The organism is Streptomyces sp. NPDC104581, assembly GCF_055583685.1.
On record NZ_JBVJNN010000015.1, the window covers coordinates 115,750 to 129,705 of the forward strand.

At 70.0% G+C, this 13,956-nt stretch carries 13 protein-coding genes; 7 read left to right on the forward strand and 6 right to left on the reverse strand.

The genetic code is table 11. The features are described 5' to 3' along the window. Positions 1-136 precede the first annotated feature (136 nt). The gene (locus ACZ61E_RS15155; protein WP_078075156.1) at positions 137-901 is read right to left on the reverse strand and encodes a GntR family transcriptional regulator; all 765 of its coding nucleotides are present in this window, start codon (positions 899-901) and stop codon (positions 137-139) included. A 280-nt stretch (positions 902-1,181) separates the two neighbouring features. On the opposite strand from ACZ61E_RS15155, the gene ACZ61E_RS15160 reads away from it, so the two are divergent. The 4 genes from ACZ61E_RS15160 (at position 1,182) to ACZ61E_RS15175 (ending at position 6,143) form a co-directional block, all read left to right on the forward strand. Further along, positions 1,182-2,483 (forward strand): sugar ABC transporter substrate-binding protein, encoded by a 1,302-nt coding sequence (locus ACZ61E_RS15160; protein WP_469700085.1) that lies wholly within the window; start codon positions 1,182-1,184, stop codon positions 2,481-2,483. A gap of 199 nt (positions 2,484-2,682) precedes the next feature. Next, on the forward strand, positions 2,683-3,702 hold the full coding sequence (locus tag ACZ61E_RS15165) for a carbohydrate ABC transporter permease (protein ID WP_469700086.1): 1,020 nt from the start codon (positions 2,683-2,685) through the stop codon (positions 3,700-3,702). Then, on the forward strand, positions 3,699-4,601 hold the full coding sequence (locus ACZ61E_RS15170; RefSeq protein ID WP_469700087.1) for a carbohydrate ABC transporter permease: 903 nt from the start codon (positions 3,699-3,701) through the stop codon (positions 4,599-4,601). The genes ACZ61E_RS15165 and ACZ61E_RS15170 overlap by 4 nt, the downstream gene beginning before the upstream one ends. Positions 4,602-4,607: 6 nt before the next feature. After that, positions 4,608-6,143, forward strand: a complete 1,536-nt coding sequence (locus tag ACZ61E_RS15175; protein WP_469700088.1) for a glycoside hydrolase family 3 protein — start codon at positions 4,608-4,610, stop codon at positions 6,141-6,143. Positions 6,144-6,233: 90 nt separating this feature from the next. Here ACZ61E_RS15175 and nagB read toward each other — a convergent pair whose 3' ends face one another. Next, positions 6,234-7,016, reverse strand: coding sequence for a glucosamine-6-phosphate deaminase (gene nagB / locus ACZ61E_RS15180; protein WP_469700089.1), 783 nt, complete (start codon positions 7,014-7,016; stop codon positions 6,234-6,236). A gap of 178 nt (positions 7,017-7,194) precedes the next feature. On the opposite strand from nagB, the gene ACZ61E_RS15185 reads away from it, so the two are divergent. Together ACZ61E_RS15185 and ACZ61E_RS15190 are read left to right on the forward strand one after the other, a co-directional pair. Beyond that, entirely contained in the window at positions 7,195-8,286 is a 1,092-nt protein-coding gene (locus ACZ61E_RS15185; protein WP_469700090.1) for an SIS domain-containing protein, read from the forward strand. A gap of 340 nt (positions 8,287-8,626) precedes the next feature. Next, complete coding sequence (locus ACZ61E_RS15190) at positions 8,627-10,120, forward strand: histidine kinase N-terminal domain-containing protein (protein WP_469700117.1); 1,494 nt, start codon at positions 8,627-8,629, stop codon at positions 10,118-10,120. Between the two features lie 231 nt (positions 10,121-10,351). On the opposite strand, the gene ACZ61E_RS15195 is transcribed toward ACZ61E_RS15190, so the two are convergent. Then, positions 10,352-10,609 carry a WhiB family transcriptional regulator gene (locus ACZ61E_RS15195; RefSeq protein WP_004937597.1) on the reverse strand — a complete coding sequence of 86 codons (258 nt, stop codon included), beginning with the start codon at positions 10,607-10,609 and terminating at the stop codon, positions 10,352-10,354. Positions 10,610-10,926: 317 nt separating this feature from the next. Next, on the reverse strand, positions 10,927-11,895 hold the full coding sequence (locus ACZ61E_RS15200) for a diacylglycerol/lipid kinase family protein (RefSeq protein WP_469700091.1): 969 nt from the start codon (positions 11,893-11,895) through the stop codon (positions 10,927-10,929). 103 nt (positions 11,896-11,998) lie between these two features. On the opposite strand from ACZ61E_RS15200, the gene ACZ61E_RS15205 reads away from it, so the two are divergent. Continuing rightward, entirely contained in the window at positions 11,999-12,427 is a 429-nt protein-coding gene (locus ACZ61E_RS15205; protein ID WP_469700092.1) for a hypothetical protein, read from the forward strand. 87 nt (positions 12,428-12,514) lie between these two features. Here ACZ61E_RS15205 and ACZ61E_RS15210 read toward each other — a convergent pair whose 3' ends face one another. Continuing rightward, entirely contained in the window at positions 12,515-13,489 is a 975-nt protein-coding gene (locus ACZ61E_RS15210) for an RNA polymerase sigma factor SigF (RefSeq protein WP_078075149.1), read from the reverse strand. Next, positions 13,486-13,899 carry an ATP-binding protein gene (locus ACZ61E_RS15215; RefSeq protein WP_023538758.1) on the reverse strand — a complete coding sequence of 138 codons (414 nt, stop codon included), beginning with the start codon at positions 13,897-13,899 and terminating at the stop codon, positions 13,486-13,488. Before ACZ61E_RS15215 ends, ACZ61E_RS15210 begins: the two co-directional genes overlap by 4 nt. Positions 13,900-13,956: the final 57 nt, after the last annotated feature.

Sequence of the window (13,956 nt, forward strand, 5' to 3'; positions counted from 1 at the left end):
GGGACCTTTTCGGCACGCGTCACCCCCCGTCCGCATATCGGTACGGCAACGGTGTGCGTTCCGTACTTCCGCGCCGGTTCCCGAACATGCCCTTTGACGTGGGCCTACGCCGATATCGGCAGCCGGCCCTCCGGAGTCAGTCGGTCGGTCTGCGCAGCCGCGCCACGAACTTGTAGCGGTCGCCGCGGTACACCGAGCGGACCCACTCCACGGGCTCCCCGGCGGTGTCGATCGAGTGCCGCGAGAGCATCAGCATCGGCAGGCCCACGTCGGTCCCGAGGAGCCCCGCCTCGCGCGGTGTCGCGAGCGACGTCTCGATCGTCTCCTCGGCCTCCGCGAGGTGGACGCCGTACACCTCGGCCAGCGCGGTGTAGAGCGAGGTGTACTTGACGAGCGAACGGCGCAGCGCGGGGAAGCGTTTGGCCGAAAGGTGCGTGGTCTCGATGGCCATCGGCTCGCCGCTCGCCAGCCGCAGCCGCTCGATGCGCAGCACCCGGCCGCCGGCGGTGATGTCGAGGAGCCCGGCGAGTGTGTCGTCGGCGGTGACGTAGCCGATGTCCAGCAGCTGCGAGGTCGGCTCCAGGCCCTGCGCGCGCATGTCCTCGGTGTACGAGGTGAGCTGGAGCGCCTGCGACACCTTGGGCTTGGCCACGAAGGTGCCCTTGCCCTGGATCCGCTCCAGCCGGCCCTCGACGACCAGCTCCTGGAGCGCCTGGCGCACGGTGGTGCGCGAGGTGTCGAACTCGGCCGCCAGGGTGCGCTCCGGCGGTACGGGAGTGCCCGGCGGCAGCGTCTCCGTCATGTCGAGCAAGTGCCGCTTCAGCCGGTAGTACTTGGGCACGCGTGCGGTACGGGTGGCCGCCCCGTTCTCGGTCTCGGTGCCGCCCCCGTCCGTGGCCATGGTCTGCCTTCCCGACTCCTGCGCTGCTGCCGTCACCGGCTCCTCCGTCTGTTGCGGCTCACATGGTGGCACGGTCCGGTCGCGGGTCGTCTCCCCGATCCAGGTGTCGGTCCGATAACGGACACGACAGCCCTCTTATACACCCTTGACACCCCTAAAGGTCTAGGCCAAGCTCCCCGTACTGGTCTAAACCATTAAAGACCAGGTCCCAGCCCCGGTGGTACTCGTCGTAAGTCTTCGCGGTGGGGAGGGGGTTGCAGGAATCCCTGAGGAGGGTGGCGTGAAGCGCAAGCTCATCGCGGCGATCGGCGTCGCGGGCATGATGTTCTCGGTCGCGGCGTGTGGATCGGACGACAGCGGTTCGGCGAAGGACCCGAAGGACCGTAAGGACACAGTCACCGTCTGGCTGATGGTGGACGCGCAGAGCACCTGGCCGGAACTGGTCAAGGATGTCAACGCGCAGTTCAAGGAGAAGTACCCGAACGTCAAGGTCGATGTCCAGTACCAGCAGTGGGCGGACAAGGCCAAGAAGCTCGACACCGCCCTGGGCGGCGACAAGTTCCCGGACGTCGTCGAGCTCGGCAACACCGAGACCATGCAGTACATCCTCAACGGCGCGGTGGCCGAGGTCGATCCCAAGAAGTACGACAACTCGGACACCTGGATCCAGGGGCTCAAGGACACCTGCACCTTCGAGGGCAAGCAGTACTGCGTGCCCTACTACGCCGGCGCGCGCGTGGCGATCTACAACACGGACATGCTCAAGAAGGGCGCCGGCCTCGACACGCTGCCGGAGTCCGAGGACGAGATGCTCGCGGCGATGGACAAGATCGCCGCCGAGAACAGCAAGAAGGACAAGCGCTCCTCCAGCCTCTACCTGCCCGGCCGTTACTGGTACGCCGCCATGTCCTACGTCGCCGCGTACGACGGCGCGATCGCCACGTACGACGAGGGCGCCAAGGAGTGGAAGGGCTCGCTCTCCACGCCCGAGGCGCAGAAGGGCATCCAGCACTTCATCGACCTGGTCAAGAAGTACAACAAGGCCGACCAGACGAAGGACGAGCAGGACCACGCCAACGTGATGGCCAACGAGAAGGCGGCCCTCATCTACGGCAACGGCTGGGAGTCGGGCTCCGTCATCGACGGCAAGAACAACGGCAACCCCAAGCTCGAGGGCAAGATCCTCACCGCCGGAATGCCCGGCCCGAACGGCAAGGCGCTGCCCTCCTTCATCGGCGGCTCCGACCTGGCGATCACCAGCAAGTCCAAGGTCCAGGACCTGGCCGAGGACTGGGTCTCGATGTTCACCAGCGAGAAGTCCATGGATGTTCTCGCCGGCAAGAACATCCTCCCCAACAACGAGAAGCAGCTGGAGCCGCTGAAGGCGAAGCCGGAGACCGCTCCGATCGCCAACGCCGTGCCCGACGCGTGGTTCACCCCCATCGCGCCCGGCTGGACCTCCATCGAGAAGGAGGAGGTCCTGGAGAACATGCTCCTGTCGATCCTCAAGGGTGACTCCGTGGCCGACGCCACGAAGGAAGCCGACGCGAAGATCAACGAACTGATCAACGAAGAGTCCTGACCCAGGAGCCCCGGGGTCAGGGCCCGAGCCACACCAGTCCCTGACCCGGGGGTCCCGAACGCCAGGGCCTCCGGCGCCCCCGCCCCCGGAGGCCCGTCGGCGGGTCCGCGGGGGCGGCGGTCCGGTCACCACCGGACCCCCGCTCCCCGCCCTTCCGGGCGCGGATTCGGTGCGGAGAACGAAACGGAAGGTCAGTCACGTGACTGCTGCCGACACGCAGGAGGCCGCCGGACCACCGGCGCCCCCGGTACCGCGTGACCCGAAAGGGACAGACGGCCGGCCCACCCCCGGGAACGGGACGGTCAAGACGACCGGGAAGAGACGCCGCAAGAAGGGCGAACTCCTCCCGTTCCTGCTGATCCTCCCGGCGATCCTCGCCATCGCCGCCGTCTACGCCTTCCCGCTCACCAAGACCGTGATCATGTCCTTCCAGGACATGGGGCGGCGTGAGCTGTGGACGGGGGAGCCGCCCCCCTGGGTCGGCTTCGAGCAGTTCACGAACATCCTCGGTGACAGCGAATTCTGGTCCGTCACCGGCCGCACCGTCCTCTTCATGGCCGTCTGTGTCGGCCTCACCATGGCCATCGGCCTGCTGGTCGCCATGATGATGACCCGGCTGTCCACCTGGGTGCGCCTGACCCTCACGGCGGCGCTGATCGCCGCCTGGTCGATGCCCCTGATGGTCGCCGCCTCGATCTTCCGCTGGCTGTCGGACTCCGACTACGGCCTGCTGAACACCCTGATAGCCAAGGTCGCCGGCGAGGAGTTCCTCGGCCACAACTGGTTCCTCGACCCGTGGCAGGGCTTCGCGATCATCACCCTGCTGGTCGTCTGGGGCGCCGTCCCGTTCGTCGTGATCACCCTGTACGCGGCCCTCACCCAGGTCCCCCGGGAGCTGGAGGAGGCGGCGGCCCTCGACGGCGCCAACGTCCGCGGCATCTTCCGCTACGTGACCTGGCCCGTCATCCGCCCCGTCTTCGTCATGGTCACCACCCTCTCGGTGATCTGGGACTTCAACGTCTTCGGCCAGATCTGGCTGCTGCGCGGCAACAAGCCCGAACCCGAGTACGAGACCCTCGGCCTCTACTCCTTCTCGAAGGCCTTCGAGTCCACCTCCTTCAGCCAGGGCACCGCGATCGCCCTGATCACCGTCCTGCTGCTCTCCGGCGTGGCCGTGTTCTACCTGCGTCAGCTGATGAAGACAGGAGAGGTCGAATGAGCACCTCAACCTCCACCGCGCCCGCGCCCGTTCCGGCCACGCCCCCGGCGGTCGCCGCGCAGGAGCTGCGCCCGGACCGCAAGAAGAGCCGCGGCGTCTACGACGTGCTCGGTCTGCTGTTCGCCGTCGTCATGGCGTTCCCGGTGTACTGGCTGGTCATCAGCGCGCTGCGGCCCAACCACGAGATCCGCTCGTACGACCAGACGCTGTGGCCGTCGTCGCTCACCTTCGACAACTTCGCCCGCGCGGTGGACCAGCCGAACTTCTCCACCGCCGTCCAGTCCAGCCTGATCGTCTCGGTCACCGCGGTCGTCGGCGGCATGGTCATCGCGACGCTGGCGGCGCTCGCCATCGGCCGGTTCAGGTTCTTCGGCCGCCGCGCGCTGCTGATGGTGCTGATCCTCGTACAGATGCTGCCGCCCACGGCGATGCTCATCCCGATCTACGCGCAGCTCAACGCGATGGGCGGCCTGGACGAGTACTGGGGCCTGATCATCGTCTACCTGGTGTCCACGCTGCCGTTCGCGATCATCATGATCCGCGGCTTCGTCGTGAACATCCCGGTGGAGCTGGAGGAGTCGGCGATGGTCGACGGCTGTACGCGGATGGGCGCCTTCCGGCGGGTGATCTTCCCGCTGCTGGCCCCCGGCCTCGCGGCGGCGTCGATCTTCGCGCTGGTCAACGCGTGGAACGAGTACCTCTTCGCGTACATCCTGATCAACGACAACTCCAAGTACACACTCAACGTGTGGCTGATGACCTTCACCACCGAGCGGGGCACCGACTACGGGGCGCTGATGGCGTCCTCCACCCTGATCGCCCTGCCCGTGGTGGTGTTCTTCATGATCATTCAGAAGAAGATGGCGACCGGTCTGACCTCCGGCGCAGTAAAGGGATAGCGCCGTATGACCACTCTCACCCACAGCTCCGACACCCTGACCCGCGACGCGCTCGCCGTCCTCCAGCCCGGCTTCCGGGGCACCACGGCCCCCGACTGGCTGCTGCGGCGCGTCGGCGAGGGCCTGACCTCCGTCGGCCTCTTCGGGCGCAACATCGCCTCGCCGGCCCAACTGGCCGCGCTCACCGCCCGGCTCAGGGCCGAGCGGGACGACGTCCTCGTCGCCATCGACGAGGAGGGCGGGGACGTCACCCGTCTCGAAGTACGCGACGGCTCCTCGTTCCCCGGCAACTACGCGCTCGGCTCGGTCGACGACGTGGACCTCACACGGGCCGTGGCGCGCGAGCTGGGCGGCCGGCTCGCGGCGTGCGGCGTCAACCTCAACTGGGCGCCGTCCGCCGACGTCAACTCCGACGTCGACAACCCCGTCATCGGCGTCCGGTCCTTCGGCGCCGACCCGGCGCTCGTCTCCCGGCACACGGCCGCCTATGTGGAAGGCCTCCAGTCCGCCGGGGTCGCCGCCTGCACCAAACACTTCCCCGGCCACGGCGACACGGCCGTCGACTCCCACCACGCGCTGCCCCGTATCGACGTCGACTTCGACACAGTCCACGCCCGCGAACTGGCGCCCTTCCGCTCGGCGATCGCCGCGGGTTCCAAATCCGTGATGAGCGCGCATATCCTGCTCTCCGCGCTCGACCCGAACCGCCCCGCGACTCTCAGCCCGCAGATCATCACCGGTCTGCTCCGGGGGGAGCTGGGCTTCGACGGGCTGATCGTCACCGACGGCATCGAGATGCAGGCCATCGCGTCGACGTACGGCATCGAGCGCGGCTCCGTCCTCGCGATCGCCGCGGGCGTCGACGCGATCTGCGTCGGCGGCGGCCTGGCCGACGAGGACACCGTCCTGCGGCTGCGCGACGCGTTGGTCGCCGCGGTACGGGAAGGCGAACTGCCCGAGGAGCGGCTGGCCGACGCGGCGGCGCGGGTACGCGCCCTCGCCGACTGGGCGCTCCGGGTGCGGGGGGCTTCGGGGCCGGGCGCGGCCGTACAGGAGGGGACCGCGCCCGGCATCGGCGGCGCCGGCGGTGGCACCGGAGCGGACATCGGGCTGGTCGCCGCGCGTCGCGCCCTGCGGGTGACCGGCACGGTCGAACCTCTTCAGGAGGCGCCGTACGTCGCCTCCTTCGCGCCCGTCGCCAACATCGCCGTCGGCGACGAGACCCCCTGGGGCGTCGCGCCCGCACTGACGGCGCTGCTGCCCGGCACGGAGACCGGCACCTACGGCGGCGAGACCACCGCGGCCGAGGTGCTGGCCGCGGCGGGGGAGCGCCGGATCGTCGCCGTCGTACGCGACATCCACCGGCACCCCCGGATGGCGGCCGTCCTCGACGGCGTCCTCGCCGCCCGTCCGGACACCGCCGTCGTGGAGATGGGTGTCAACCACGCCGAGCCCACGGGAAGCCCGCACATCGCCACCTACGGCGCCGCACGCGTCTGCGGCACGGCGGCGGCGGAGGCCCTGACGGGCCGGGGGGCCTGAACAGGGCACGCGTCACGCGAACGCCGGAGGGGCCGCGGATCCGCGGCCCCTCCGGCGTTCGCGTGACTCCCGGCGGTCCGGGAGAGGTCGTCAGATGCCCTGCCACGCCGGCTTGGCGGCGTAGGTGGCGCGGAAGTACTCCGCCAGCTTCAGCTTGGACGCGGCGGCCTCGTCGACCACCACCGTGGCGTGCGGGTGCAGTTGCAGCGCGGAGGCGGGTACGACGGCGGCCACCGGCCCCTCCACGGTCTGCGCCACCGCCTCCGCCTTGCCCTCGCCCGTGGCCAGCAGCACCAGGTGCCGGGCCTCCAGGATCGTGCCGATGCCCTGGGTGATGACGTGGTGCGGGACCTCGTCCGGGCTGTCGAAGAACCGGGCGTTGTCCTCGCGGGTCTGCCGTGTGAGCGTCTTGATACGGGTCCGCGAGGCCAGCGACGAGCACGGTTCGTTGAAGCCGATGTGCCCGTCGGTGCCGATGCCGAGCAACTGGAGGTCCACGCCGCCGGATTCGGCCAGGGCCCGGTCGTACGCCTCGCACGCCGCCTGTACGTCCTCGGCGGCGCCGTCGGGTCCCATGAAGGCGTCCTCGCCGAGCCCGAGCGGCTCGACCACCTCACGCAGGACCACCGAGCGGTACGACTCCGGGTGCCCGGCCGGCAGGCCGACGTACTCGTCGAGCTGCGCGATGCGGGCGCCCGACGCGTCCACCTCGCCGGCGCGCACCTTGGCTGTCAGTGCCTGGTAGACGGGCAGCGGGGTCGATCCCGTGGCGACCCCGAGCAGGGCGTCGCGCTTACGGCGCAGCAGACCCGCGATGCTCTCCGCTATGAGCTCGCCGCCCGCCTTGGCGTCCTGGACGATGACAACTTCCACGCTGGGCCTGCCGATCTGGTAAGAGTCCGCTGAGTCTTGTGGTATAGACCAATCTAGCAGAGCGCCCACCGGCGGCGCGGGCCCTTCCGCTGGCGGGGGCGGACGTTCCCGTGGTCGACTTGTGCGGGCCCCGTGGGCGCCGTCCCCCGGCCATCTCCCGGCGAAGGAGGCACCCGGCATGCCAGCGACCGACCCTTCCCCAGAGGGCGCGCCGCACCACGCGCGCACCGGAGCGCCCGGCCGGCTGATGGCCGCCGAGATGGCCGAACAGCCGGCGGTGCTGCGCCGCGTCCTCGACGAGGGCGCGCCGCGCATCCGCGAGGTGGCCGCCCGCGTCGCGGCCCGCGGTCCCCGCTTCGTCCTGCTCACCGCCCGCGGCACCTCCGACCACGCCGCGCTCTACGCCAAGTACCTGCTGGAGATCCGCCGGGGCTTGCCCTGCGGGCTGGCCTCCATGTCCACGACGACGGCCTTCGGCGCCCGGCCGGACCTGCGCGACGTACTGGTGATCACCGTCAGCCAGTCCGGCGGCTCGCCCGACCTCCTCGCCGCCACCCGGGCCGCCCGCGAGGCGGGGGCCGTCACCCTCGCCGTGACCAACAACCCCGACTCCTCGCTCGCGGCCGTCTCCGAGTTCCACATCGACGTCCTCGCGGGCCCGGAGAGGGCCCTGCCCGCGACGAAGACGTACACGGCCTCCCTGCTCTCGCTCTACCTCCTCGTCGAGGGCCTGGGCGGCGGCGCCGGGGAGGCCGCGGACGTGCTGCCGGAGCTGGCCGGACGGATCCTGGCCCGCGAGGACGAGGTGCGCACGCTGGCCGCCCGCTACCGGTTCGCCGAGCGGATGGTCATCACCTCACGCGGCTACGGCTATCCCACGGCCAGGGAGGCGGCGCTCAAACTCATGGAGACGAGCTACATCCCCGCGCTGGCCTACTCCGGCGCCGACCTGCTGCACGGCCCGCTCGCCATGGTCGACAACATCTCCCCGGTCATCGCCGTGGTCACCGGCGGCCGGGGCGGCGAAGCCCTCCGGCCGGTCCTGGACCGGCTGCGCGGCCGGGGCGCGGACCTCTGCGTGGTCGGACCGGAGTCCGAGACGGCCGCCGCGTCGGCGGGATTCGCGCTTCCCACCGAGGGCGTCGCCGAGGAGGTCCAGCCGGTCCTGGAGATCCTGCCGCTCCAGCGCCTCGCGTACGAGATCACCCTGGCGCGCGGCCAGGACCCGGACGCCCCGCGCGCGCTGGCCAAGGTCACCGAGACCCACTGAGTCCGCGTCCGCCCGTCCGCCCCGCTTCCGCCGGCGGCCCCCGGAGACACCCACGGGCCGCGGCGCCAGGACGGGACCCTCAGCCCGTCCGGCACCGCAGCCCGGAGTTGCTACGGCCGCGAGGGCCGCGAGGAGGTATCGACGCAGTCAGGGCAGAGAGCGCCGGTTACCCCGTTCCGTCCTCCTGTGCGGGGAGGGCGGAAGCTTTACTCGAACATTGTGGACTAGACCATTCTCGTCTGTCCATGGATCGGGGAGCCCATTTTCCGGCCCGGCCCACCCCCACGTCGCACCACCCGCCCCGGATCACCTCGCGGGTACGCTCCCCTGTGTGCCCTCCATGAACGACCTCGTACGCCAGCACACCGCGCTCACCGAGTCCGACCTCGAATGGCTCCATCTGCTGGTCTCGGAGTGGCAGCTGCTCTCCGACCTGTCCTTCGCGGACCTCGTCCTGTGGGTCCCCACCCGCGACGGCGTCCGCTACGTCTCCGTGGCCCAGATGCGGCCCAACACCGGCCCCACGTCCTACCAGGACGACATGGTCGGCCATCTCGTCCCCCGGGGCCGCAGACCGCTCCTCGACGCCGCGCTGGACGAGGGCCGGATCGTGCGGGAGGGGGACCCGGAGTGGCGCGAGGAGGTCCCGGTCCGGGTCGAGTCCATTCCCGTACGCCGCGACGGCCGTGTGCTCGGCGTGATCGCGCGCAACACCAACCTGCTGACGGTCCGCACCCCCAGCCGGCTGGAGCTGACCTACCTCCAGTCCGCCTCCGACCTCGCGCAGATGATCGCCGCCGGATCGTTTCCCTTCCCCGGCCAGCAGGTCGACATGGACGCGTCGCCGCGCGTCGGCGACGGTCTGATCCGGCTCGACGTCGACGGAGTCGTCCAGTACGCGAGCCCCAACGCCCTCTCGGCGTATCACCGGCTGGGACTCGCGTCCGACCTAGTGGGACACCATCTCGGGCGGACGACCGACGAACTGGCCCCGGCGCGCGGCCCGGTGGACGAGGCCATGGTCAAACTGGCCAGTGGATACGCCCCGCGCGAGACGGAGATCGAGAGCAGCGGCGGCGTCATCCAGCTCCGGGCCATCCCGCTCAAGCCGAAGGGCACCCGGATCGGCTCGCTGATCCTGCTCCGTGACGTCACCGAACTACGGCGCCGCGAGCGTGAGTTGATAACGAAGGACGCCACCATCCGGGAGATCCACCACCGGGTGAAGAACAACCTCCAGACGGTCGCCGCGCTGCTGCGGCTCCAGGCGCGCCGGATGGACTCGGAGCAGGGCCGCGAAGCCCTCAACGAGGCGGTGCGCAGGGTCGGTTCCATCGCCATCGTCCATGAGACGCTTTCCCAGAATCTGGACGAACGTGTCGAGTTCGACGAGATCGCCGACCGGGTGCTCGCGATGGTGTCGGAGATCTCACCCGGCAAGACGGTCCGCCGGACGGGCCGGTTCGGGATTCTCGACGCGGAGGTGGCGACGCCGCTGTCGATGGTCCTCACCGAGATCCTCCAGAACGCGCTGGAGCACGCCTTCGCGACGGGGGAGCGCGGCACGGTCGAGGTGCACGCCGTCCGCAGCGGCGGGACCTCTCCCAAACGCCGCGCCGACGGCGGTCGTTCGGGCGCCCGGCTGCTCATCACCGTCCAGGACGACGGGCGCGGGCTGCCGGAGGGCTTCGATCCCCGGCGGGCCGGCAATCTCGGTCTCCAGATCGTACGAACCCTGGTGGAAGGGGAGTTGGGCGGCGGATTCGACATGCTTCCCGGCCAGGAGCGGGGCACCCGGGTGATCCTCGACATCCCGGTGGAGCCGCACAAGTAACCGGCGCCCGCCCGCGCTTCGGGCCGCAGGGACCGGGCCGGGCGCCTCTTCTTCACAGCATTCTCACGGCGGTCGGCACAGCAACGAGCCCCGGACCGTGGTGACGGTCCGGGGCTCGGCCTCAAGCTCTATGACGTTTGCGCATCGGGGGGTACTGCGCGCTGCGGTTCGGGGGCGGGGTTATGCGTACACGCTGTACGCGCCGCCGTGCTCAAGGTCTGTGGCGGGGGCTCAGGCGGTCGCGTTACGCGCCCGGTTGCGAGCGGCACGACGCTTCATCGCGCGGCGCTCGTCCTCGCTGAGGCCACCCCAGACACCCGAGTCCTGGCCGGACTCGAGCGCCCACTGCAGGCACTGCTCCATGACGGGGCAGCGACGGCAGACGGCCTTGGCTTCCTCGATCTGCAGCAGCGCAGGACCGGTGTTGCCGATGGGGAAGAAGAGCTCCGGGTCTTCCTCGCGGCAAACGGCGTTGTGACGCCAGTCCATGGCTGCTACCTCTCTTGGTGTTACGTGCGGATTGCTTGTGAATGTGAACGCTTTCACGAATCCCCCGACAAGGGAAGGGCCGACTCCCAGATGAACTGGTGTGGTCCTGGTTTGAGGAGGGGGTTCTGGCGCTCAGCGGAGGCCGGTGAAGCGGGCCGTCCCGAGCGCCATGTAGAGATTCGCAAACCTCGGCTGCGGATACAACCCCTTCAGGAAAGTTTTTTTTGATTCCTCGGTGTCGACTCGGTCACAGCCGTACTTCCATGGGGTGGATGCCAGCCTAAACGTTCGAGTGAAAGGACTTTCCCTACTTCCACTCACACAATCACACGCAGTGCACGGCGTACGCCTGTGAACGTCACGCTGGTTCGCAGTCCCAGGTGGTCGCCGTCCATCTGGAAGGGCAGTGGGACCTTCGAATGCAAGGTGAAGTCCGTCAGGTCGTGCAGGGAAACCGCGTGCCTGCCGTGCGGGCCCCGATCGGGGGTCGAATTGAGCAACTGCGTCGCATAACGAGCCACCGCCGGAGTCGACAGTCTGCTCAGCCCGAGCACATCCAGAGCGGTGTCGAACGAGGCGCCCGGCGACGCGTACAGCGGACGATTGCCCAGGTAGGAGTAGGGGGCCGTGTTGCAGACTATGGACAGCACGAGGTCCGTGACCGGCTGCTCGCCGGGGCGCTCAAGCGTGATCATGCCGTGCCGGCGATGCGGCTCGTCGATGAACTGCCGTACCACCTGGCGCACATAGAGCGCGTGCGTCGAACGCTTACCGCGTTCCCGGTGCTGTTCGACCCGGCCGACCACTCCGGCGTCGAATCCCAGCCCCGCGCAGAAAGTGAACCAGCGTGCGGGAACCGATTCGTCGTCCGTACCCGGAGTACCGCCCGCCAGTCCCAGGCCGACAGTGCGTTCGCTCCGGTTACTCAGCGCGTCCAGAATTGCGCCGGTCGCCTCCACGGCGTCATTCGGCAGCCCCAGCGCACGCGCGAAGACATTCGTCGAACCGCCCGGAACGACGGCCAGCCGCGGCAGGCGGTCGGGGTCAGGACCGTTGTGCAGAAGGCCGTTGACGACCTCGTTGACCGTGCCGTCACCGCCGAGCGCGACCACCAGCTCGATGTCCTCGGAGTCCGCCGCGCGCCGTCCCAGATCCCGGGCGTGCCCCCGGTACTCGGTCGTCACCGCCTCCAGCTTCATCTCGCTGGCGAGCGCGTGGATGAGTACGTCGCGTGTGCGGGCACTGGTGGTGGTTGCTGCCGGATTGACCACAAGGAGTGCGCGCATACGGAGGAGATTACCGGCCACGGGCACCCGCCCCCTCCCCGGGCGGTCCGCGCCCCCTCCGGGGCCCGCCCGGTCGCCGCGACCCGGCGGCTACCCTGCTGGGGTGAGCAGCAGTGAGCGGAACACCACCGACCCCAGCCCGCGCCCGGGGCGACTGGCCGCGGCGGCGGCCTGCGCGGGCCTCGAAGCCCTCGCGCTCGTCGCCGGCGGCGGATACATGCTCGCGATGGGCCTCCTCGGACGGCCCGACAGTCCGCAGCAGGCCGAGATGGGCGGCATCACCCTCATCGCCCTCGCCGTCATCCCGCTGCTCGCCGCACGCGGACTGATGCTGCGCCGCGCCTGGAGCCGCGGCCCCGCGCTCGTCACCCAGATCATGGCGCTGCCCGTCGCCTGGACGCTGCTGCGCTCCAGCGGCCCGCTGATCCCGGCCGGGATCGCGCTCGCCGTCGTCGCCGTGACGGCGCTGGTACTGCTGGTCAACCCGACGACCACCGAGGCGCTCGGCATCCGCGGCCGGGACCGCGCGTAGGCCGTCGCCGGCGAATCGCCCGGCGCATGGGGCCCCGGTCCCCGGCCGCCGGACGCCCGGGACGGGCCCGTCTCCGGCGACCGCGCGTCACTCCTCCACGAGCAGCTTCTCGCGCAGCTGCGCCAGCGTCCGCGCCAGCAGCCGCGAGACATGCATCTGGGAGATGCCGACCTCCTGCGCGATCTGGGACTGCGTCATGTTGCCGAAGAAACGCAGCAGCAGAATCCGCTTCTCCCGCGGCGGCAGATCCTCCAGCAGAGGCTTCAGCGACTCGCGGTACTCGACGCTCTCCAGCGCCTCGTCCTCCGAGCCGAGCGTGTCCGCCACCGCCGGGGACTCGTCGTCCGTGTCCGGGACGTCCAGCGACAGCGTGCTGTACGCGTTGGCCGACTCCAGCCCTTCGAGGACCTCTTCCTCGGAGATGCCGAGACGTTCCGCCAGCTCGTGCACCGTCGGCGAACGGCCGTGCTGCTGGGACAGTTCGGCCGTCGCTGTCGTCAGCGACAGCCGCAACTCCTGGAGGCGGCGCGGCACCCGCACCGCCCAGCCCTTGTCACGGAAGTGCCGCTTGATCTCTCCGACGACCGTGGGAGTGGCGTACGTCGAGAACTCGACACCCCGCTCCGGATCGAACCGGTCCACCGACTTGATCAGGCCGATCGTCGCCACCTGCGTCAGATCGTCCAGCGGCTCACCGCGGTTGCGGAAGCGGCGGGCCAGATGCTCCACGAGCGGCAGATGCATCCGCACCAGCTGATTGCGCAGCAGAGCCCGTTCGGGAGAGTCCTCCGGCAGCTTGCGCAGCTCGATGAACATCGCCCGCGCCCCGCTGCGGTCATGTGGGTCGTGTTGCCTGTGCTCGCTCATCGTGGCCGCCCGCTCTGCCTGCGCCTGCTCCGCCCCGGCCGTCCGGCCGTCAGGCCCGTCCACCGGATGGGGCCGGGCCTGCTGCTCCGGAATGCCCGACGGCATGAGCGCCGGATCCGCCGGTACCTCATGCCCTTCGCGCGGATCCTGTGGGACCCGCTCCTCGTCACGCACCGGACCGTCCCCGTTCCTCACGCCGGCCCGGGTCCCGCGCCGCGCTGTTTGTACAGGCTGATGGCGACCGTGCGGTCATCGGCGACCGTCGCGTCCACCTTGCCCGCGAGCGCCGAGAGCACGGTCCACGCGAACGTGTCCCGCTCCGGCGCGCGCCCGTCCGTCGTCGGCGCCGAGACGGTCACTTCGAGGGAATCGTCGATGAGCCGGAACACACAGCTCAGGACGGAGCCCGGTACGGCCTGTTGGAGCAGGATCGCGCAGGCCTCGTCGACCGCGATGCGCAGGTCCTCGATCTCGTCGAGGGTGAAGTCCAAGCGTGCTGCCAGGCCGGCCGTAGCCGTACGGAGCACGGACAGGTAGGCACCCGCAGCGGGCAGCCGGACTTCCACGAAGTCCTGGGTCCCGGGCTCGCCTGCGATCTGGGACACCCTCACCTCCAAGGTGGCACAAGCTTCTCAAGGGCTCCGGGAAGGGAAACCCCGGAG

Excerpts from the sequence above, each read along its gene's own strand:
- ACZ61E_RS15155 (WP_078075156.1), bottom strand. The coding sequence starts at position 901 with ATGGCCACGGACGGGGGCGGCACCGAGACCGAGAACGGGGCGGCCACC.
- ACZ61E_RS15170 (WP_469700087.1), top strand. The coding sequence starts at position 3,699 with ATGAGCACCTCAACCTCCACCGCGCCCGCGCCCGTTCCGGCCACGCCC.
- ACZ61E_RS15175 (WP_469700088.1), top strand. The coding sequence starts at position 4,608 with ATGACCACTCTCACCCACAGCTCCGACACCCTGACCCGCGACGCGCTC.
- ACZ61E_RS15185 (WP_469700090.1), top strand. The coding sequence starts at position 7,195 with ATGCCAGCGACCGACCCTTCCCCAGAGGGCGCGCCGCACCACGCGCGC.
- ACZ61E_RS15190 (WP_469700117.1), top strand. The coding sequence starts at position 8,627 with ATGAACGACCTCGTACGCCAGCACACCGCGCTCACCGAGTCCGACCTC.
- ACZ61E_RS15195 (WP_004937597.1), bottom strand. The coding sequence starts at position 10,609 with ATGGACTGGCGTCACAACGCCGTTTGCCGCGAGGAAGACCCGGAGCTC.
- ACZ61E_RS15200 (WP_469700091.1), bottom strand. The coding sequence starts at position 11,895 with ATGCGCGCACTCCTTGTGGTCAATCCGGCAGCAACCACCACCAGTGCC.